Consider the following 20,642-nt stretch of genomic DNA (forward strand, 5'->3'; position numbering starts at 1 on the left):
TGAACAACAGCTTTCCGGATGCAGCGGCGCAGCGCACCCGGAGACCGAAAGTCAGCTTAGGCGAAGTTGCACTGCGGCCTGCCACACTCGTAACTCAGCCGCGCAGGCCCGTGAATGACAGATACCTCCTTTCGCTGCAACACACGTCGAGTGGCGGCATTGGGAAGCGCTGCCCCGCAGCAATCGAATGTGCCGACCGGCAGCTCAGGACCGGAAGGCGCGTGCGCTTTGTACTGTCGGCCACCTCTGGCATATGAGAGTGGCGCGGAAGCTGGTTCGAAGATGGGCCAGTAGTTGAACGGGTGCAGACGATTTACCTGCTACATTGGCGGATAACAGTGGCTCGCCATTCCCCGATGCGGTCAGGGACTCGCGTTGCCACTGCCAGCATTGCCTCCTTGGCCGCGTGAAAAAATCTGGTGAGTCATGTCACATACGGCTGGCTTGCCGCGTCATCGAGATGTCAGATGAAACAGGAGAGACCGATGACCCCCCGCATGACCGACCACTTCAAGCGCGCCGAGACCGGGTTCAAGCCGTTGTTCGCCCTAGAGGCTGCAATCAAGACCAGCTCGCTGGAGCATGGCCTGCTGCATTTGGTCAAGCTGCGCGCCAGCCAGATCAACGCCTGCGCCTATTGCGTCCACATGCATACCGCCGAAGCCCTGAAGGATGGCGAGACTCCGTTGCGCTTGCATATGCTAGTGGCCTGGCGGGAAAGCCCGCTTTATTCCCAGCGAGAGCGCGCCGCCTTGGCATGGACCGAGGCGCTGACGCGGCTGGAACAGACCGGCGCGCCGGATGCCGACTGGCAGGCGGTGAAGGATGCGTTCACCGAGGATGAGCGCGCTTGGCTGTCCCTGGCGATTGGTGCGATCAATGTCTGGAGCCGGGTGCATGTCGGCTTTCGGGCAGCGCATCCGACCGACCTGCTGGGCGCAAAAGCCCATGCCGCCTGATCGCGGCACCGAAATCTTTCAGGCGCAGTGGCCCCGGCTGCTGCGCTTGGCATATCGTATGCTTGGCTCGCGCCACGATGCCGAGGATGTGGTGCAAGAGGCGTGGTTGCGCTGGCTGCGCAGCGATCAGGCTGTGGTGCAGGAACCGGCGGCCTGGCTGACACGGATCGTGTCGCGCCTTTGCCTTGACCAGATGAAATCGGCCCGGATCCGGCGAGAAACCTATCCGGGCACATGGCTGCCCGAACCGCTGATCGAACCCGAGGACGACGCCCTCAGCCCCGACAACCTGACGCTGACCCTGATGATGGCGCTGGAACGGCTGTCACCGCTGGAACGCGCGGCCTTCCTGCTGCATGACGTCTTCGGCCAAAGCATGGACGAGGTGGCGGCCACGATTGATCGCAGCCCTGCGGCTACGCGCCAGTTGGCGTCGCGCGCCCGGGCACATGTGCAGATTGACCGCCCCCGCTATGACATGCCGCGAGAGGCCGCAGAGACCTTGGCCCGCGCGTTTTTCGCGGCTTGCAAGTCCGGCGACGCTGCGGCGCTTGGCGCGATGCTGGCTGCAGGGGCCAGTTTCCACGCCGATGGTGGTGGCAAGGTCACCACCTATCCAAACGTGATCTCGGGGGTGGAAAATCTGATCCGGCTGTTTCAGGGCTGGTCACGCAAGTTCGGCGCGAAGATGGAGCTGGTGGAGCCTGTGATCATTGACGGGTTGCCCGGATTTGTCAGCCGGATTGACGGCCAACCACAGACCACCGCCCTCCAGATCGAAGCAGGCCGTATCACGGCGATCTACATCACCCGAAACCCCAACAAGCTGGACGGTGTTATCCGGCATTGACCTAGCCGGGGCATGAGACCCGGCCGGGCAGTGGCTTACAATAGGCCTTCCGTCGCCATTGCCCGCTGCACAGCAGGACGCGCGCGCAGCCGGTCGCGCAGGTCAGCCATTGCGTCCGGCACCTCGACCTTGAAACGCTGAGCCCAAAGCAGCATGACGAACAGATAGCTATCGGCGACCGACAGCCTGTCACCGAACGGATAGTCGCCCTGCATCGTCCCGGCCATCAAGGCCAACAACCCCGTCACCGTCACCGCCGCCCGTGCGCGATCCCGGTCTGTGCCCGCGTGCCACATCGGCTTGAAGGCCCGGTGGATCTCGGTCGAGATGAAGGCCAAGGCCTCCAGTTGTCGGCTCCGGCCCATCGGTCCTTGCGGGGCAAGGGCCGGAAAGCTCTCTGACAGCCAATCCAGCACCGCGATGTTCTCAGTCAAGATCTGCCCATCCGCCAGCACCAGCGCAGGAACATAGCCCTTGGCGCAGATTTGATGGAAGTCCTGCCCCGTCTCGGTCAACTTGCTGCGCATGTCGACCCGTACGAGGTCGAAGGCCACACCCACTTCGTGCAGCGCGATATGGTCGGCCAGACTGCAGACCAGCGGCGCGTAGTAGAGCCTCACAATCGGAACTCGCCACGGGCAAGGTAGGCACCTGTGTAGGTATCCACCCCAGTCGAAGGCGCAACCCCCGAGACGTCATGCCCGCGGGCCTTCAACACCGCCACCGTCTTGGAACCGATCAACCCGGTCCCGCCAATTACCACGATCTTCATTTTGCACTCCTGTTGCTTGTACAGCGATGACGAGGTGATGCGGCGGGATGTGACATCGTGGGTGAAGAAAGTTCCGCCTGCATAGCGAAAGTTCGAAGGCTGGGGTGCTATTCAGCATAAATCAAGGCCGACGGGCCGCTTTAGGCCGTGACCAACAGCAACACGATTGCCCTAAGTGCTGCATCTTCGTCGTTATATCGCGCTGGCCTCATGAACTGCCGAATTTGCCAGTTTTTGCCGATTGTCGCGCTCGGATTGGACTGTCATCCTGCCCTTGCCGGGCCGACATCTGAGCAGCGGCTGGCCTTAGTGGAAAGATCATATGACTGCGCTTTGGAAATTGACTGCAAGCGAACTGGCGCCTCTCATTGCCGAGCGGCAGATTTCCGTCAAGGAAGCTGTTGCTTCGGTACTGGAACGGATCGAGGCCGTGAACCCCGCCCTGAACAGCATTGTGCAGCGGATGGATGAGCAGGCTCTTGCAGCGGCAGAAGCCGCAGACATCGGTCTGGCCCGTGGCGAGGTTCCAGGTCCACTGACTGGCATCGCGGTGACGATCAAGGTGAATGTCGACCAGACTGGCTTTGCCACCACGAACGGTTTGCGCACCCAGACCGGGCTGATGGCAGAGGTCGACAGTCCCGTGGTGGCCAACCTGCGCAAAGCCGGTGCGATTGTCGTGGGTCGCACGAACACCCCCGCCTTTTCGCTGCGATGGTTCACCCGCAACAGCCTGCACGGCGCGACGACAAACCCGCGCGATGATACCCTGACGCCGGGGGGATCGTCCGGCGGGGCCGGGGCTGCGGTCGCGTCGGGCATGGGGGCGATCAGCCATGGCACCGACATTGCCGGGTCGATCCGATATCCGGCCTATGCCTGCGGCGTGCATGGCCTGCGCCCGTCGCTGGGGCGTGTTCCCGGTTTCAACGCGACCGCCGGAGATCGACTGATCGGCGGGCAGTTGATGGCGGTGTCAGGACCGTTGGCACGCTCCATCCCAGATCTGCGACTTGCATTGGCTGCAATGGCTGCTCGGGACATGCGCGATCCTTGGTGGCAGCCGATGCCGCTGCGGGGTGCCGATATGTCGCGCAAGGTCGCCTATGTCGAGGCGCCCGATGGCATGGAGGTGGCCCGGCCAGTCCGCGATTCACTTCGTGCTGCTGCAGCCAAACTCAGCGACGCGGGGTATCAGGTTGAAGATGTGACACCGCCGCCCTTGCGCGAGGCGCGCGACATGCAGTTGCGCCTGTGGATGGCCGAGTTCAGACAGGACGGCACAGCCGCGTTGCGCGCCGAAAACGATCTGGATGCAAATTTCGTCTATGCACAGATGACCCGCCATTGCCCCGAGATTGATCTGCCCGGCCTGATGGCCACATTGAAAGCGCGTGCGCGCCTCACCCGGCTGTGGCGGACCTTTCTGGCGGAATGGCCGCTGGTGCTGTGCCCCGTTTCAGGTGAGTTGCCGTTCCTCAATCACCAGGATGTCGCCTCGCCCGCCGCGTTCGATGCGGTGCTGGAGGCGCAGCTTACGCTGATCGCCATTCCATTCATGGGCTTGCCGGGCCTGACCGTTGCCGCTGGTTCCGTGGGGTCAAAGCCGGTCGGGGTGCAGCTTGTGGCCGATCAGTTTCGCGAAGACCTACTGCTGGCGGCTGGCGAGACGCTAGCCCCGGAACCCGTTGGACTGGCGATGGCGTAACGAAAGCGAAGCGTGCACCGATGCACTCGTCTGGGTTAAAGCTGGTCTCGGATGAGAAATTGCTTGTCCCTGATCAATCACTTTGTATGACCTTTGGTTGCATCTATTTACAAAGGCGGCTGCGGGGACAATGTGCATCCGGGATGCCGAGGCGTCAAAAGCACGCAAAGGACCGGCTGCGTCGATGTGGCTTTGAGTTGAGCGATGGGCGGAAAGCGCTCTGTGAGCTACCCCCCGAAAATCGGACAGTGACGGAAGCTACGATCTGAAGTCTGCTGGTCTCCAAGCACGAGGAGAACAGAGATGTCGAAACGCAGGAACCATGACGCAGCCTTCAAGGCGCGTGTGGCGTTGGAGGCGTTGAAGGGTGAGCGCACGGTGTCGGAATTGGCGACCGCCTATGAGGTCCATCCGACGATGATCCATCAATGGAAAAAGGCACTTCTGGAAGGTGCCACGGGCATCTTTGAGCGCGGTAGCAAGGCGGTCGCCACCGCTGAGGTCGCCGAGGATACGGTCCGCGAGCTGCATGCCAAGATCGGAGAACTGGCGGTCGCCAACGATTTTTTGGCAAGAAAGCTCAAGCCCTGGACCGGGAAGTGAGGCGTGGCATGATCGAACGGACCCGCGGCACCTTCACCTTCACGGCACAACTGTCGCCAGGTTTTGCGAACCCCATAGACCTGCCAGTTATCATTCCAGACTTTCGTTATTTTGGGTCACAAGACCAAATCCCTCTGCTTTCGTGCGGAAGCTTTGGCCGGATCGGCACGCACAGCGAGACAGGCATAGTAAGTAGATGGGGCAATCGGCAGCACCCTGCAGATCGACTCGACCCCATGCACCACGCGATGATCATCAATAAAGCCGATCATGGCTTGAACGGGCGGTCGAGTTCCGCCTGAGCAAAATAAGCAGACGCCTTGCGCAGGATCTCGTTTGCCTGCCGAAGCTGGCGCACCTCACGTTCAAGTTCCTTGATCCGGTCACGCTCAGCACTGGTGGCACCATCGCGTGCCCCACTGTCACGTTCTGCCTGCCGAACCCAGACCCTCAAGGTCTCCGGGATACAGCCGATTTTGGGCGCAATCGCAGACACTGCCGCAGATTGCGTTTCATAGGAGCCTTGATGCTCCAGCACCATGCGAACGGCCCGTGCCCGCATCTCAGGTGAATAGCGATTTGATGTCTTACTCTTTTCCATAGCCCTCATCCTTAGTCAGGTTGAAGGTCTCCGGCAAACCCGGGGCGGTTCAGATCAGCACATTGGTGTCACTCTGAACCGCGACCTGAATGCCGGTTCGCGAGACAAACCTCATGGCGGACAGTGCCTCGGCGTAAGCAAAGAATTCTGCAACATCCGGATCATGCGGTTCCCACCAAAGGGGGCCTATTCTTGTCCGGTTCGAAACCTTGCGTCGTGCCAGTTCTTCATTGAGGGCGTCTCGCAAGCGTGTGGCTTGCAGGTGCTTGGGATCTTTGCTCAGAACCCTATTGGCGTTCACCAGCAGATCCCTGAGTTTCCTCGTTTCGGTATTTGGCAGATCACTGATAGTCTTTTCGATGTTCATCTGGTTACCAATCTGACAGCCCACACAGAGTATTCACCAGTCGCATCTGCTCGACGGTCTCGCACTTTGCTTCGCGAAGGCGTGGTGCTCCGAACACCAAGGAAAGCCCCTTGGCGCGCGACACCGCCACGTTGATCCGGTTGAGAGAGAACAGGAATTCCATCCCGCGCGAAGTTTCCTCGGCCGATGATGCGGTCATGGAAACGAGGCAGACGGGCGCTTCCTGCCCTTGGAACTTGTCCACGGTGCCAACGCGGATGCCATCGGGCAGCGCATCGCGGAGGGCATTCACCTGAGTGTTGTATGGGGCGACGACGATGATGTCCGTCTGCCGCATTGGACGGGTTGAGCCGTCCTTCTCCGTCCAGGTGCCCAGCAGCAGTTCCCCGGTAGCGGCTTGAATGGCGGTCACTTCTTCCATGGAAATTTGCGCGTTTCCTTCATGCGAAACCGGCACCCAAAATGCTCCAGCCTCGGGAAATGGTGTGCCGGTGACGCATTGGCGGGCGGTCTCGGGGTGGCTGGCAAGCCGGCCTTCATAGACCTGATCGGAAATGAAGCGGCAGACATCTGGGTGCATCCGGCGCGAAACAGGCAGAAAGATTCCGCGATCGGGCGGCACGGTCGCATGTTCGCCCAGCATCCAGTCAAGGCAGGAAAGGTTTGCAGGCTCGGGATGCGCGCCCTGGATAACCTGCGGCAACTGTCGGGGGTCGCCAACCAGCACGATGTTGCGCGCGGCCCGGCCCATCGCGGCCATGTTCGCAAGGCCGACCTGTCCGGCCTCGTCCACGAACAGCCAGTCGAAGGCTTGCACATTCTCGTCGCGGGAAAAGAACCAGGCAGTGGCCCCGACCACATTCCGGCCGCCTGCGGCATCGTCATTGCTGGTGGTCCGCCGGACGGGGCAATCTTCGGGATAGCCGTCATCGTCGCCCGAGGTCTTGTGGACGAGATCGAGTGTGATCGGCAGATCGTCATCTTCCAGCGCACTCAAACAGCCCATCAGGACGTTGCGGATCTCTGTTCCATCCGGCACCCAGATGAATCTGCGAAATCACCGCAAGGTACAGATCAACAAAACATGGCGAAAGCAATGACTTATAGCTGTTCACCGGAACAGCCGCGGTTAACAGGTCCGGAGAATATGGCAACGGAGAGAACGCTTTCCACCTTCTCGGCGCTGGGGGCGGTTAACAGCCCCACCCGCATAACCCTCGAAAACAACGCAAAAATCCTGCCGCAGCCGGATCGGGAGAACGCTTTCGTGAGGGTAATTGGCGGTGGTGTCAGACAAACGCGAACCAGTCTCAGTTTACGAACTCTAGCAATGTGTTAGGCCGCAAATAGGCCACGCCACTCGGCGAGAGCGACGGTGCGGTTGGCCTTGAAATTCTGCCGGCTGTAGAGATGGCGCTCCGTGTTGAAGTGGTTGTGGATTGAGGCGTGAACGGCGACGAATTTCTGTAAGGTTCGCATGCTGCGGAACCGCAGCATGGCTCGTTCTCGTCGTCGAAACGGCAGATGAGAGTTCTCAGCCCTGTTGTTCTGCCAGCGGCCTGTTTCCTGCCGAGATGCATTGCCAATGACCTTCATCGCGGCACCATAAGATCGCAGTTTGTCGGTCACGATAATCTCTGGATTTCCGTATCGCTTCATTGATTTCTTTAGGGATTTCAATGCTGCTTTGCGATCCCGGCGTTTGGTCACATAGCTTTCCAGCACTTCGCCTTCGTGGTCGACTGCCCGCCAAAGATAATGCGTCTCGCCGTTGATCTTCACGAAAACCTCGTCTAGGTGCCATCGCCAGTTCGAGTGCGCCCGCATCCGGCTTGCTCGGTTGCGACGGATTTCGGCTGCAAACATCGGGCCAAATCTATTCCACCAGAACCGAACCGTTTCATGGCTGACGGCGATGCCGCGCTCATGCAGCAGATCCTCGACATTTCGAAGCGAAAGCGGAGATCGAACGTACATCATCACCGCTAGGCGGATGATCTCGGGGCTGGTTTTGAAATACCGAAAAGGGGAGCGTTTTGTCATTCGGCAAAGCTAGGCGGACGCCCAGCCCAGCTTAAGCCAGTTTCCTCTGACAAGACCGTTATAACGGGTCGACGCAGGTCATGATCGCCCTCGTCAAATTTGTCATGTTGATCGGTTTCGAAATATGTGTATCAAATCCTTCTACAATATATTGAGCAATTTGATGTGCCATGGCGTTCGCTGTAACCGCGATGATTGGAATTGGCGTAATCATTGCTGCGGTTTCGATTTCACGAATTTTGTGCAATGCGCTGATGCCGTCCATCACAGGCATGAAAATATCAAGTAAAACAACATCAAAATCACCCGGCCTCCAGGCCTGCACCGCCTGCAAGCCGTCCGTGACGATCGTTACTGTTGCCCCTTGTATCAGCAGCATACTTTCCAGCACATCACAGTTCGTCCTGTTGTCATCGGCGGATAGAATGCGCAGACCCGCCAAACTCATGGCAGCAGCCACCGGCAATTGGTCCGAAACCACAGCAATTTCACTAACGCGCAGCGGCAACGATATCGTTACGGTGGTGCCGACCCCGATTTCAGAATCCACTCTAATCTGCCCGTCCATCATGTCGACCAGTTTTCGGGTAATGGCCATGCCAAGACCAGTTCCGCCAAAGCGACGCGTCATTGAACTATCCGCTTGGGTAAACTCTTCATGCAAGAGTGCTACTTGTTTTGGTGTCATACCGATGCCCGTGTCGCTTACCTCGATCTTCAGCGTCTGATCTTTGCGCCCGCTCAACTTGACCGTAACGGCTCCACGCTCAGTGAACTTAAGTGCGTTGCTCACCAGATTGTGCAGGATCTGACGTACCCGATGCGGATCGCCAAGGCGTACAACATCCGCACCCGATCCCCACAGTACCTCAAAGGACAGGCCTTTTTCCTCGGCGCGAAGACTATACAGATCTTCGATCCGTTCCGCCAAATCGGCGGGCTTAAATGGCACTACTTCCAGTTCCATTTTTCCAGCTTCGATTTTAGACATGTCCAGAATGTCGTTCAGGATATTCAACAACGCTTCGCCTGACTCCCGGATCGTTCCGATCATGCGTTTGTGGTCTTGGTCCACAAGCGAAGCGTCGAGCAATTCGGCCATGCCAAGTACACCGTTCAGCGGCGTTCGAATTTCATGGCTCATATTTGCAAGGAACATTGATTTTGTGTGGTTGGCGCTTTCCGCACGAGCTTTGGCCATAACAATTTCAGTTACGTCAGAGCCAACTCCACGATATCCTAAGAATACCCCGGTTTCATCAAATACAGGCGACCCACTTATTCTGAACCAGGTCTCTTCGTTACTTTCACTGTTTGGTGCGCGGTAGATAAAATTGCGGAATGGTTGTTGAGCATTTAGCTTGGTTCGCAAGCCCGCCCAATCTGCACTGGAAACACATTCGGGGAAGCCCTCCAACCATTCCTCGCGAGTCCTGCCTAGCATTGTCTCGGTCGTATCACCCTCCAGACTGAACAATTTCTGCTTTGACAGGAACGTGTACCGCAGATTGCCATCCTGTTCCCAGATCCAGTCTTCGCTTACCGTGGTAATGTCTGAAAAGCGCTTTTGGGCAACGTTGCGTTCTGCAAGAGCATCTTCCAACTCGGCTTTTGCAATTTCCAAAGCGGTCTCTCGAGCTTTTTGCTCACTGATATCAATTTGAACGCCTGCCAATAATTCTGGTTCGCCACTGACATCGCGACGAATAACCCGGCCATTGTCGAGCACCCATACCCAATGGCCATCCCTGTGACGCATTCGATATTCAGCCTGATAAACCGTAGTCTCAGCTGCTATGCAGCGTCCGATACGCTCCTCCGCCAAGGCAACGTCATCAGGATGTACCAGATCATGCCATTTGGCATAACTCATTGGTTCCAATTCGCTGCGCCTATAGCCCAACATCTCGGCCCAGCAATCATTTATATGTTGTGCTCCGGTCGTCGGGGTCCATTCCCAGGTGCCGACTTGCGACCCTTCGATGACATTTAAGAGTCGTTGCTCGGCATTTTTCAGTTGGGTTATATCTGAATGCACCCCCGCCAGTGCCACAGCCTCGCCTTTCATATTTCGATTCATGACGCTGCCGCGCGACAGGATCCATACCCAATGACCGAGCTTGTGGCGCATCCGGAATTCTTGTTCAAACCTGTGAATCTGGCCGGACAAAATACCACCGGCCGGTGCATCCAATGCCACGAGGTCGTCAGGATGAACCAAAGCCCTGAAAGTACCGATGGTGACTGGCTCCAGCTCCTCCCTTCTGTAACCTAAAAGCTCTGCCCAACGATTGTTGATATGATTTTCATTTGTGGCCAGTGACCATTCCCATGTCCCAACCTGAGCGCCGTCGATCACGTTGCGCAGTCGTTGTTCCGCCTGCTTCAGTTCCGTGATGTCCGTCAGGAGCGCGATTGACTCCCCGTTTGGCATCGCACGCTCGACGACACGCAGAATCCGCCCGTCCAAAAGTTGATGCTCCACGGCGGGGACATCAGATTTATTTCGGACAGTTGGTCCGATCTGACCTTCGTGATAACCTGTGGCAGGAAGAAGGTTTCCGGCAAAAAGTTCACGCGATAAACCGATCAATCCTGAGTCCCTAGGGAGGTCAGGAACAACCTGAGCCAAGAGCTCGCCAAATCGTTGGTTGCAAATCAGGAGTCTGCCACGCTGGTCAAACAGAACGAAAGCATCATCCAACGCCTCTATCGCGCTGCGGAGCTGATCGTGTGACTTTACTGCCTCTTCGTTGCGGATATCCATTTGATCTGCAATCCGTTTACGCTCCGAGATGTCCGTCTCAACCGCCATAAATCCAGTCAAGTTGCCAATCTTGTCGCGCAAGGGTTCAATGCTGATATCCAGCCAATATTCAACACCATGCTTGGAGCAGTTCAGAATTTCAACCTGGACAGGTTCGCCCCTGTTCAACGCATCGCGCATTTTGGCTGAGGCTTCGGGGTCTGTATTCTTGCTCTTCAAGAATGAACCGGGCCGCTTTCCTTTGGCTTCGGCTAAAGTGTACCCCGTCAACCGTTCGAAAGCGTCATTCACATATTCGATACGCTGATCGCTGTCCGTTACGATCACCAAGTTGATCGTCCGGCGTGCCACTTCACTCAGTCTTTCGAGTGCATTTCGTTGCATTATTTCTGAAGTCAAATTGCGGCTTACGAACAGGTATGTGGACTTTGCGTTCGCGCCTTCGCGTCGGGCAGCTCGCACGCTGTACCAACGTTGCCCGGTGATAGTGTCTATCTTGTATGTCCGGCCCTCAGGACTTACTCCTCGATCCAATTCCGCCATCATCTCGCGGCGCTGAAAAGCCACTTCTGGCGGAAAGACGTCTTCCATCCGGCGCCCCAACATTTCTTCACGCGGCCTTACCAAATCTTCCGGATTTGCGGCTTGCACGTACATGAACGTGCCATCAGCATCTACTTCAAGGACGATATCCGGCATCGCTTCCAACAAAGTCTGAAAGCTTTGATCCTGACGGTCATCGGAAGTATCCGTTTGCCCTGACCCGGCATTTGGCCATCCCATAGTGGCAAGAATCCCCTCCGTGACAGGTGTGAGTGCGCCTAGTTCGGTCAAAGAAAGAGAATTTCCATTTTCCGGGGCATGCAAAACCAAAATGGCTGCACCCGCTTGCCCATCTCCCAAGGGCAGGATCGCCAGATTTCCACCAGCCCAGTCCACACAGGCCGGAAGATCAGCAACATGGTCCCGCAGAAGAAAGTTGGCGCCAAGAAGGATTGGGGCTGGTTTAGAAAGCGGTCTGGTCGCAGCGTCTTGCAGATCCCGCACAAGCCCCGCAAGATCAGGCATGTCCGTAGACCGCTCGGCCGCCGCCCAGGAACTCGACAGCACGGGTGCGCCGGTGGCTTTCAGTCCTAAAATTTGGACGGAACTAGCGTTGAAGTATCGTCCCAGCAAACCCAGAGCTGACGCGACGGCAGGTCCGGATCCTGTTGTTGGAGCTTTCAGGAGCATGCTAAGAACATCTATTGTCAGCGATTGAACAGAGAGATTTCGCTTCATGGCAATCCAAACCTTGACCAGTCCGCGCTTGTTGGCGGTCTCTTTGATCCTAAGATTTATTGAACGCTTTCCGCAAGATGTACTGCACACTTAGGGGATGCCACTGGCATTCCCTCGGCTTTGTGAACAGCGGGTTGGCTTTCTTGCTGGCTGAGACGCGTCCGACATCGAATAGCGCAGATGGCGAACAGCTATGCCGACGGTTCAGACCCGCTTCCTTTCGCCAGATACCATGTCTTCTCGGCTAAGATGTTGGTTTTGCGGTCGGTTTGGGGGCTTAACCGCGTCCACGGTAGGACGGCACGCCTTGATCCGGAATCCACAGGTTCTGTGGCGCAGGTCCGGTCTGGTAGAACACATCAATCGGAATGCCGCCGCGCGGATACCAGTAGCCGCCGATGCGCAGCCATTCGGGGTCGAGAAGTTCCACCAGCCGCTTGCCGATCGAGACCGTGCAATCCTCGTGAAACGCGCCATGATTGCGGAAAGACCCGAGATAAAGCTTGAGCGACTTGCTTTCCACCAACCAGTGCTGCGGCACATAGTCGATCACCAAATGCGCAAAATCGGGCTGGCCGGTCATCGGGCACAGCGACGTGAACTCTGGCGCGGTGAACCGCACACAATAGGCGGTGCCCGCTTGAGGGTTCGCCACCTTTTCCAGCACCGCCTCTTCAGGGCTTTGCGGCAGCGGGGTGGCAGTGCCAAGCTGTTTCAGATCCTTGTAGATATCAGTCATGTCGATCTCCCTCGCGGTCAGACCCCGCGTTTGTTGCCCCACAGCAGAATGTGAAGTTGTGGCAGCACATGGGCGGCAAACCAGCGGTCGGCGATCACCCGATCCACCAGCCAACCCATCCGCTGCATGATCCCGTCGAGGTCGATCAAGGCGTCGTCATCCTGTGGCCCCGGCGGGGTGTGATTGCCCGGTTGCAGATAGACCGGCAGGCCGGGAAACCGTGCTGCGGCATCACGGGCATAGGCATAATCCGCTGCATCGAACACCACGAACTTCAGCACGATACGCGGCCCCACAGCGGCGGCGTCCACACAGGCCCGCAGCGCATCCCAGTCGGTTGTCATCGCACTCGAGGGCGGCTTCGGGCTCAGAACCAGCACGTCAAGATGTGCAAACCAGTTGCGGCTGACCGAACCTTGGGTTTCCAGCGCAAAGCGGTAGCCCTCGGCATGGCCCTGCCGGATCAGCGGCCCCAGCGGCTGTATTGCCGGGTTGCCCCCTGACAGCGTTACCATCAAGGGCTGGCCCCCCGACAAAGCCCGCACGTCGTTCAGCACCTCGTCAGTGGTCATCCCGCGCCAATCGGCGCGAAAACGGGTGTCCACAGCATGCAGGCTGTCGCACCACGAACAGCGATAATCACAGCCCCCGGTGCGGACGAACACCGTCGGCTGGCCGATCAACGCGCCCTCGCCCTGAATCGTCGGCCCGAAAATCTCGGAGATGCGGATGACGCTGCTGTCATCGGTCATGGCCGGTATTCCGCCCATGTCTTGGGCGTCTCGCTGACCCGCACCGCCACGGTTTCGGGCAAAAGTGCCTTGCACCAGTCATAGAAATGCTGTGCCAGAACTTCCGAGGTGACGGCGTCATGGCCCAGCACCTCATTGAGGTGGCGATGGTCAAAATTGTCGTCGATGTAGCGCTTCAGCGGGGCCAGATCATGATAATCGCGCACGAAGCCAAAGGCGTTCAGCTTGACCGCCGCCAGCTCCACCACCACGATGTAATTATGCCCATGCAACCGGGCGCATTGGTGATCGGCAGGCAGTTGGCACAGCTGATGCGAGGCGGAAAAGTGGAATTCCTTAGTGATGCGGAACATCAAACCGCCCCCCGCTTGACCGCTTCGCGCCAGAAATCGGCATCGGCATAGGCCGTAGGATCGGCAACCCCCGCCAGATCAAAGGCCTCGCGCCGTTCGACACAGGTGCCGCAACGCCCGCAATGCAAATCACCACCCTTGTAGCAAGACCATGTTTGCGCAAAGGGCGTGCCGTGCAGCGCCCCATCGGTGACAATGGCCGATTTCGGCAGGTTCACATAGGGGGCGTAAAGCGCGATGTTGGCATACCCCTCAAGGGCATGGCGCTGCATGGTCTGGAAGGCGTCGATAAAGCCGGGACGGCAATCGGGATAGATGAAATGATCGCCGCCATGCACGGCCGTGGCGACGGCATCGGCGCCCCGGGCGGCGGCCACGCCAAAGGCAATGGCCAGCATGATGGCGTTGCGGTTCGGCACCACAGTGATGCGCATGGTTTCTTCGGCATAATGCCCGTCCGGCACCGCCAGATCATCGGTCAGCGCCGAGCCGGACAGGCTGCGGCCGATATCGCAGATGTCGATGGTCTGATGCGGCACCTGCAACCGTTCGGCGCAGGCCGCCGCAAAAGTGACTTCCTTGCGGTGACGCTGGCCGTAATCAAACGATAACAGGCCCAGCAACGCATGCTCGGCGGCGACCTTGTGGGCCAATGAAACAGAGTCCAGTCCGCCGGAGCAGATGACGATGGTTTTCATGCGGTGTCCTTGTTTTGACCGGGTAGGCTGCGACCGGTATTCTGAATGCAGGCCTATACTGCGCAGATGGCAGTATGTGAAGCCGAAAGCGGCGCGTCGGGTTTCGGATCACCACCAGCCATTCAGATAGTGTTTTGCCTCTGCGCAGGCCGTGGCCAGATCGTCACCCGGCGCCAGGCGGGCGGCGATGGCGCTGGCCAGCGTGCAGCCGGTGCCGCGCTTTGCGCCGGGGTGACGCGGGGCGGCAAATCGCAGTGCGGCGATGCCGGGGCGCAGCAGCCAATCGACTGATTCAGGACCTTCGGCATGGCCGCCCTTCAGCAGCACCGCTTTCGCGCCCAGGGCGAAAAAGGCGGCTGCGATGCTGTCCAGTCCGGCATCTGGCGCAAGGCCGGTCAGAATAACCGCCTCGGGCAGGTTCGGGGTGATCAGGGCCGCACGCGGGATCAGCCGGGCGATCATCGCGGCGCGTCCGGCGGCATCCAGCAGCGGCACCCCGGCGCTGGTGGCCAGAACCGGGTCCAGCACGAAGGGCACGTTGGGCAGGGCCGCCGCAATGGCCTCGACGATGCTGGCGTTGGTCAGCATCCCCAGTTTGGCCGCGCGCACTGGACCTGCGGCGCGGATCTGGGCGGCCACCATCGCCGCGGGCACCGGATGAATGATGCAGCCGCCCGTCGCATCCTGTGCTGTCACCGCCGTGGCCGCCACCCACGCCGCGATCCCGTGATCGGCCATCACCGCGAGGTCACGCGCAAGGCCAGCGCCGGTGGAACTGTCCAGCCCGGCGATGATCAGCACGCTCATAGCCCGTCCGCCAGCAAGGCCAGCGCTGTGGCACCACGTGCCGTCAGCACTTGTGCGCCGCGCCAGGCCCGCAGGCCGGTAGAGCAGCACAGCACCACCCGGCCCATGGGGATCGGCCAATCGTCCAGATCGCCGGGTGCCACCACTTGCGCGCCGGGCAAGAGTTGCACGGTGCCCGCCGGGCGCAGGTCGATCACCGTATCGGTGGCGGCAAGCTGGGTGGCGGCGACAAAGCCGAAACCGGGCACATCCATCGCCCCGGCAAATCCAAACCCGCCAAAGCGCCAACTTGCCATGTCCAGCGTGACGATCCGGCCCAAAGGCGACGGCTCCAGCCCGATCAGCACCGAAAGCGCCATCTGCGCTTGCACCGCGCCAAGGGCGGCCACGGCTGGCCCCATCACCCCGGCGCTGGCACAACTGGCCGCCTGCGCGGGCAAATCGGGGAACACGGCGCGATAGCCGGGGGCCGTTCCACAGAACCCGCCCGCATAGCCCGCCCGCCCGATGACTGAGGCCGAAATCAATGGCTTGTCCGCCGCAAGGCACAGATCGGACAGGGTATAGGTTACGGCAAAGCTGTCGGCGGCGTCCACGACCAGATCGGCGGCGGCAATCAGACCGGGGGCATTGGCCGGATCGAGCCGGTCAACAATCGCGGTCGTCTGACCGTCGGGGTTCAGCGCGCGCGCACGGGCCGCAGCGGCAATCGCCTTGGGCTGGCCGATGTCGGCGACGGTGTACAGCGTCTGGCGGTGCAGGTTGGTCAGTTCCACCCGATCAGGGTCGATCACGGTCAGCCACCCGACCCCCGCCGCTGCAAGCGCCGGGATCACCGTGCAGCCCAGACCCCCGGCCCCGACGATCAGCACCTGCGCCGCCGCCAGCCGCGCCTGCCCATCCACCCCGATGCCCGGCACCTGCATCTGGCGGGCATAGCGGGTCATGTGGCACCCCCGGCGGCCTGAACCCATAGGCGCGTCTGCGCCTCGGGGTCGGGGGCTGTCACCAGATCGGTAACCACCGCCGCCACATCAGCCCCGGCGGCAAACGCTTCGGCCAGGCGCGGCAGGGTAAGGCCGCCGATGGCCACCAGCGGAATATCCCCGATCCGCGATTTCCAGCGCGTCAGCTTTTCCAGCCCCTGCGGCCGCCATGGCATCTGTTTCAGCAGCGTCGGCCAGACCGGACCCAGCGCGATATAGGTGGGGTTCAGGGCAAGGGCCCGGTCCAGTTCCGCGCGATCATGGGTCGACACCCCCAGCCGCACCCCGGCGCGGGCAATGGCGGCGGTGTCGGCGCTGTCAAGATCCTCTTGCCCCAGATGGATGAAGTCCGCGCGCTGATCCAGCGCCGCCTGCCAGTGATCATTGACCACCAGTTGCGCGCCGTGCCGGGCACAGATGGCCAGCGCCGCCGCGATTTGCGCGGGAACCTGCGTCTTGTCGCCCTTGAACCGCAACTGCACCAGCCGCACGCCCATAGGCACCAGCCGGGCAATCATCGCGACATCGGGCAGCACCGGGTAAAATCGGGGCAGGATCATCGCAGCCCTCCCAGCCCCAGATCGGCCATACCAAGAACCGGGGTCGATGGCACCGCCATATCACGCGGCGGCATCAGCCCCGCCTCAAACGCCAGCCGCCCCGCCGCAACCGCCTGCCCGAAGGCGCGCGCCATGGCCACAGGGTCGCCCGCCTTGGCAACGGCGGTGTTCAGTAGAACCGCATCAAACCCCATTTCCATCGCCTGCGCTGCCTGACTGGGCGCGCCGATCCCGGCATCAATGATCAACGGCACGCTGGGGAAATGCCCCCGCATCGCGGTCAGCGCATCCACGTGGCGCAGCCCCCGGCCAGACCCGATGGGCGCGCCCCATGTCATCAGCACCCGGCAGCCCGCATCCAACAGGCGTTCGGCCACGATCAAGTCTTCGGTAGTGTAGGGAAACACCGCAAACCCATCGGCGCAAAGTATCCGAGCCGCCTCGACCAGCGCAAAGGGGTCAGGTTGCAGCGTGTCGGCGTTGCCGATCACCTCCAGCTTGATCCAGTTGGTGCCGAACACCTCGCGCGCCATCTGCGCCGTGGTGATCGCCTCTTGCGCCGAATGGCAACCGGCGGTGTTTGGCAGAATGCGCGCGCCGGTGGCCTGCAAGAGCGGCCAAAAGCCGTTTGCGCCGCCGCCATTTGCGGTTTCCCGGCGCAGGGATACCGTGATCACCCCGCAGCCAGAGGCCGCAATGGCATCGGTCAGTACCAGAGGTGAGGGGTATTGCGCCGTTCCGAGCAGCAGGCGCGACGATATTTCTACATCATAAAGCCGCATCTCAGCCCCCTTGCATCGGGGCCAGAACCTCGACCCGGTCGCCATCATGCAGCGTGGTCGTGGCACGGGCCGAGGCGGGGATGAAACCGCCGTTCAGCGCGGTGGCCAGCGCCGCGCCGCCAAAGCCAAGCGCCATCAGCGCATAGGCCAGATTTGCGGCGGCGACTTCGGTCGGGATGCCGTTCAGATCAATGCGCAAGGGCGGGCTCCTGTCGTGACTGGGTGAGGATATCGGCCAGTTGCCCGGCCAGCGCCGGGGCGGTCAGAAAGCCGTGGCGATACAGGCCATTCACATGCCAGCGCCCGCCCGCCTGTGTCAGGCGCGGCACATTATCGTCAAAGGCGGGGCGCAGGCCGCTGCCCATCTCGACAATCGCCGCCTCGGCAAAGCTAGGATGCAGGGCGAAGACTGCCGACATCAGCTCACTGGCGCTGCGCAGGGTGATCGGGCCGGGGTCATCGCTTTCCAGCATCGTCGCACCGACCATGAACTGCCCGCCTTCGCGCGGCACGACATAGACCGGAAAGCGCGGATGCAGCAGTCGGATCGGACGCGACAGCGCCACCTCCGGGCAATGCAGCAGCAGCATTTCGCCCCGCACGGCGCGCAAGCCGGGCAAGCCGTCACGCGCCGCGATGCCCCGGCAGTCGATATCGGCCTGATCGGGCGCAAGATGCGTGTCATACCGGATGGCCACCCCGCGATGGCACAAACCATCCACCAACGCCCGCAAGGCCTGGCGCGGGTCAAGATGCGCCTCGTCCGCATAGTAAAGCGCGCTGGCAAAGCGCCCCGCCAGAGCGGGTTCAAGCTCTGCAATCTGGTCGGGACCGATGCGCGCGTGGCCGATTGTACGGGCGGCGAACCGGTCGAGTTCTGCCCGGTCGCGGGCCGGGGCCACGACCAGCGTGCCATGCCGCACGACGCCGGGCACCCGTGCGGCCCACCAGTCGGCGGCAACGGCTCCCAGCCGCGCCACCTCGGGCGGGGCACTTTCGCCCTCGACAAAGGGGGCCAGCATCCCCCCCGCCAGCCAGCTTGCGCCCGCACCCTCCGGGCCGCTGTCCACCACCTGCACGGACAGACCGCGTTCGGCCAACACGGTCGCGGCGCACAGCCCCGCAACCCCGGCCCCTAGAATGGTGATCATTCCGCGACCTCTGCGGCAGGCAGATAAACCTCGCCCTTCTCGCGGAACTTGGCCGCCATCGCCGCCATGCCGTCCTTCTGCGCCTCGGCGCGGATATCATGGCTGATCCGCATCGAGCAGAATTTCGGCCCGCACATCGAACAGAAATGCGCGGTCTTGTGCGCCTCTTTCGGCAGGGTTTCGTCATGCATGCTGCGCGCGGTTTCGGGGTCAAGCGACAGGTTGAACTGATCTTCCCAGCGAAACTCGAACCGCGCACGCGACAGCGCATCATCACGCGCCTGCGCCCCCGGCAGGCCCTTGGCCAGATCGGCGGCATGGGCGGCGATCTTGTAGGTGATCACGCCCACCTTCACATCGGCGCGGTCGGGCAGGCCCAGATGTTCCTTCGGCGTCACATAGCACAGCATCGCAGTGCCAAACCAACCGATCATCGCCGCGCCAATGGCGCTGGTGATATGGTCATAGCCGGGGGCGATATCGGTGGTCAGCGGCCCCAGCGTATAGAACGGCGCCTCGCCACAGGTGGCCAGTTGCTTGTCCATATTGGCCTTGATCTTGTGCATCGCCACATGACCCGGCCCTTCGATCATCACTTGACAGTCCTTGGCCCAGGCGATTTTCGTCAGCTCGCCCAGCGTCTCCAGCTCGGCAAACTGCGCCGCGTCATTGGCATCTGCGATGGAGCCGGGGCGCAGGCCGTCGCCAAGGCTGAACGACACGTCATAGGCCCGCATAATGTCACAGATTTCATCGAAATGGGTGTAGAGAAAGCTTTCGCGGTGGTGATGCAGGCACCATTTCGCCATGATCGAGCCGCCGCGCGAAACGATGCCCGTCACCCGGTTTACCGTTAGCGGGATATAGTGTAGCCGCACACCGGCATGGATGGTGAAGTAATCCACCCCCTGTTCAGCCTGCTCGATCAGGGTGTCGCGGTAAATCTCCCATGTCAGGTTTTCGGCGATGCCATCGACCTTTTCCAGCGCCTGATACAAGGGCACCGTGCCGATCGGCACCGGGGCGTTGCGCAATATCCATTCGCGGGTGTTGTGGATGTTGCGCCCGGTCGACAGGTCCATCACCGTATCGGCACCCCAGCGGATCGACCACACCATCTTGTCCACTTCCTCGGCCATCGACGAGGTCACGGCACTGGTGCCCATGTTAGCGTTGATCTTGACCGCGAAGTTGCGGCCGATGATCATCGGTTCCAGTTCGGGATGGTTGATGTTGGCCGGGATGATCGCGCGCCCGGCGGCGATTTCCTGACGGACGAATTCCGCAGTGACGTAGTCCGGGATCGACGCCCCGAAATCCTCGCCGTCGCGCGGGGTGGGCAGGGCGGCGGCGCGGCCCAAATTCTCTCGGATCGCCACATATTCCATCTCGGCGGTGATGATGCCCGCGCGGGCATAGGTCAGTTGGGTGACGGACTTGCCGTCGCGGGCGCGCAGCGGGTCGGTCTGCACCGGAAAGCCGGGCACCAGCCGCGTGCCGGTTGCAAAGCCGTTGTCGGCGGGCTGGACGCTGCGCGCCGTATAGGCCTCGCAATCACCTCGCGCCGCCATCCACGCGCTGCGGACGGGGGCCAGACCCCTGGCAATATCGGTTTGCACTGCCGGGTCGGTATAGGGGCCGGAGGCATCATAAATGGTTACCGGAGGCTCGCCAGCCGAGGGATGTACGGCTATTTCGCGCATCGGCACGCGGATGTCGGGATGGATCACCCCCGCCACATAGCGTTTGGAAGAGGCGGGCAGCGGCCCGGTGGTAACGGCAGGCAACGCAGGTGCGGTTGCGAGCGCGGTGGTCTGGTCAATCTGGTTCATCAAAGCCTCTTTGCGTTGATGACCCGTCATA

21 protein-coding genes, 1 pseudogene and 1 other annotated feature are annotated in these 20,642 nt (G+C 60.7%); of the genes and pseudogenes, 4 read left to right on the plus strand and 18 right to left on the minus strand.

Annotation, left to right across the window (positions count from 1 at the left end; genetic code table 11):
- Positions 1 to 485: 485 nt before the first annotated feature.
- Together ACS5RD_RS09095 and ACS5RD_RS09100 are read left to right on the plus strand one after the other, a co-directional pair.
- Positions 486 to 959, plus strand: a complete 474-nt coding sequence (locus tag ACS5RD_RS09095; protein ID WP_489930915.1) for a carboxymuconolactone decarboxylase family protein — start codon at positions 486 to 488, stop codon at positions 957 to 959.
- Positions 898 to 1,809, plus strand: a complete 912-nt coding sequence (locus ACS5RD_RS09100; RefSeq protein WP_489930916.1) for a sigma-70 family RNA polymerase sigma factor — start codon at positions 898 to 900, stop codon at positions 1,807 to 1,809. The genes ACS5RD_RS09095 and ACS5RD_RS09100 overlap by 62 nt, the downstream gene beginning before the upstream one ends.
- 35 nt (positions 1,810 to 1,844) lie before the next feature.
- Here ACS5RD_RS09100 and ACS5RD_RS09105 read toward each other — a convergent pair whose 3' ends face one another.
- Together ACS5RD_RS09105 and ACS5RD_RS09110 are read right to left on the minus strand one after the other, a co-directional pair.
- Positions 1,845 to 2,429 carry a glutathione S-transferase family protein gene (locus ACS5RD_RS09105; RefSeq protein WP_489930917.1) on the minus strand — a complete coding sequence of 195 codons (585 nt, stop codon included), beginning with the start codon at positions 2,427 to 2,429 and terminating at the stop codon, positions 1,845 to 1,847.
- Positions 2,426 to 2,581 carry an NAD-dependent epimerase/dehydratase family protein gene (locus tag ACS5RD_RS09110; RefSeq protein ID WP_489930918.1) on the minus strand — a complete coding sequence of 52 codons (156 nt, stop codon included), beginning with the start codon at positions 2,579 to 2,581 and terminating at the stop codon, positions 2,426 to 2,428. The genes ACS5RD_RS09105 and ACS5RD_RS09110 overlap by 4 nt, the downstream gene beginning before the upstream one ends.
- A 322-nt stretch (positions 2,582 to 2,903) precedes the next feature.
- Here ACS5RD_RS09110 and ACS5RD_RS09115 point away from each other — a divergent pair, with 322 nt between their 5' ends.
- Together ACS5RD_RS09115 and ACS5RD_RS09120 are read left to right on the plus strand one after the other, a co-directional pair.
- Positions 2,904 to 4,289: an amidase gene (locus tag ACS5RD_RS09115; RefSeq protein WP_489930919.1), complete on the plus strand. Its 1,386-nt coding sequence runs from the start codon at positions 2,904 to 2,906 to the stop codon at positions 4,287 to 4,289.
- A gap of 303 nt (positions 4,290 to 4,592) precedes the next feature.
- Positions 4,593 to 4,892: a transposase gene (locus tag ACS5RD_RS09120; protein ID WP_489930091.1), complete on the plus strand. Its 300-nt coding sequence runs from the start codon at positions 4,593 to 4,595 to the stop codon at positions 4,890 to 4,892.
- A 35-nt stretch (positions 4,893 to 4,927) separates the two neighbouring features.
- On the opposite strand, the pseudogene ACS5RD_RS09125 reads toward ACS5RD_RS09120, so the two are convergent.
- The 16 genes and pseudogenes from ACS5RD_RS09125 to thiC form a co-directional block, all read right to left on the minus strand.
- Positions 4,928 to 5,493 (minus strand): annotated as a pseudogene (locus ACS5RD_RS09125) (transposase); the annotation flags it as partial.
- Positions 5,090 to 5,206 (minus strand) — a sequence feature (AL1L pseudoknot). Its footprint overlaps the pseudogene before it by 117 nt.
- A 49-nt stretch (positions 5,494 to 5,542) precedes the next feature.
- A complete protein-coding gene (locus tag ACS5RD_RS09130) occupies positions 5,543 to 5,860 on the minus strand; it encodes a hypothetical protein (RefSeq protein WP_489930920.1) in 318 nt (105 codons plus the stop codon).
- Positions 5,861 to 5,864: 4 nt separating this feature from the next.
- Complete coding sequence (locus ACS5RD_RS09135) at positions 5,865 to 6,899, minus strand: DEAD/DEAH box helicase (RefSeq protein ID WP_489930921.1); 1,035 nt, start codon at positions 6,897 to 6,899, stop codon at positions 5,865 to 5,867.
- 296 nt (positions 6,900 to 7,195) lie between these two features.
- Positions 7,196 to 7,903 (minus strand): IS6 family transposase, encoded by a 708-nt coding sequence (locus ACS5RD_RS09140; RefSeq protein ID WP_489930922.1) that lies wholly within the window; start codon positions 7,901 to 7,903, stop codon positions 7,196 to 7,198.
- A gap of 58 nt (positions 7,904 to 7,961) precedes the next feature.
- The gene (locus ACS5RD_RS09145) at positions 7,962 to 11,903 is read right to left on the minus strand and encodes a PAS domain S-box protein (RefSeq protein WP_489930923.1); all 3,942 of its coding nucleotides are present in this window, start codon (positions 11,901 to 11,903) and stop codon (positions 7,962 to 7,964) included.
- Positions 11,904 to 12,228: 325 nt separating this feature from the next.
- A complete protein-coding gene (gene queF, locus ACS5RD_RS09150; RefSeq protein ID WP_489930924.1) occupies positions 12,229 to 12,690 on the minus strand; it encodes a preQ(1) synthase in 462 nt (153 codons plus the stop codon).
- Positions 12,691 to 12,707: 17 nt separating this feature from the next.
- On the minus strand, positions 12,708 to 13,442 hold the full coding sequence (gene queE / locus ACS5RD_RS09155) for a 7-carboxy-7-deazaguanine synthase QueE (protein WP_489930925.1): 735 nt from the start codon (positions 13,440 to 13,442) through the stop codon (positions 12,708 to 12,710).
- Positions 13,439 to 13,795 (minus strand): 6-carboxytetrahydropterin synthase QueD, encoded by a 357-nt coding sequence (gene queD, locus ACS5RD_RS09160; RefSeq protein ID WP_305249327.1) that lies wholly within the window; start codon positions 13,793 to 13,795, stop codon positions 13,439 to 13,441. Before queD ends, queE begins: the two co-directional genes overlap by 4 nt.
- Positions 13,795 to 14,493 carry a 7-cyano-7-deazaguanine synthase QueC gene (gene queC / locus ACS5RD_RS09165; protein WP_489930926.1) on the minus strand — a complete coding sequence of 233 codons (699 nt, stop codon included), beginning with the start codon at positions 14,491 to 14,493 and terminating at the stop codon, positions 13,795 to 13,797. Before queC ends, queD begins: the two co-directional genes overlap by 1 nt.
- A gap of 108 nt (positions 14,494 to 14,601) precedes the next feature.
- On the minus strand, positions 14,602 to 15,300 hold the full coding sequence (locus ACS5RD_RS09170; RefSeq protein ID WP_489930927.1) for a hydroxymethylpyrimidine/phosphomethylpyrimidine kinase: 699 nt from the start codon (positions 15,298 to 15,300) through the stop codon (positions 14,602 to 14,604).
- On the minus strand, positions 15,297 to 16,247 hold the full coding sequence (locus tag ACS5RD_RS09175; RefSeq protein ID WP_489930928.1) for a ThiF family adenylyltransferase: 951 nt from the start codon (positions 16,245 to 16,247) through the stop codon (positions 15,297 to 15,299). The genes ACS5RD_RS09170 and ACS5RD_RS09175 overlap by 4 nt, the downstream gene beginning before the upstream one ends.
- Entirely contained in the window at positions 16,244 to 16,846 is a 603-nt protein-coding gene (locus ACS5RD_RS09180) for a thiamine phosphate synthase (protein ID WP_489930929.1), read from the minus strand. Before ACS5RD_RS09180 ends, ACS5RD_RS09175 begins: the two co-directional genes overlap by 4 nt.
- Entirely contained in the window at positions 16,843 to 17,628 is a 786-nt protein-coding gene (locus tag ACS5RD_RS09185) for a thiazole synthase (RefSeq protein ID WP_489930930.1), read from the minus strand. The genes ACS5RD_RS09180 and ACS5RD_RS09185 overlap by 4 nt, the downstream gene beginning before the upstream one ends.
- A 1-nt stretch (position 17,629) precedes the next feature.
- Positions 17,630 to 17,827 (minus strand): sulfur carrier protein ThiS, encoded by a 198-nt coding sequence (gene thiS, locus ACS5RD_RS09190; RefSeq protein ID WP_489930931.1) that lies wholly within the window; start codon positions 17,825 to 17,827, stop codon positions 17,630 to 17,632.
- The gene (locus ACS5RD_RS09195) at positions 17,817 to 18,779 is read right to left on the minus strand and encodes an FAD-dependent oxidoreductase (RefSeq protein ID WP_489930932.1); all 963 of its coding nucleotides are present in this window, start codon (positions 18,777 to 18,779) and stop codon (positions 17,817 to 17,819) included. Before ACS5RD_RS09195 ends, thiS begins: the two co-directional genes overlap by 11 nt.
- Positions 18,776 to 20,611, minus strand: coding sequence for a phosphomethylpyrimidine synthase ThiC (gene thiC / locus ACS5RD_RS09200; RefSeq protein ID WP_489930933.1), 1,836 nt, complete (start codon positions 20,609 to 20,611; stop codon positions 18,776 to 18,778). The genes ACS5RD_RS09195 and thiC overlap by 4 nt, the downstream gene beginning before the upstream one ends.
- Positions 20,612 to 20,642 lie beyond the last annotated feature (31 nt).

Source organism: Cypionkella sp. PAMC25878 (assembly GCF_058135695.1).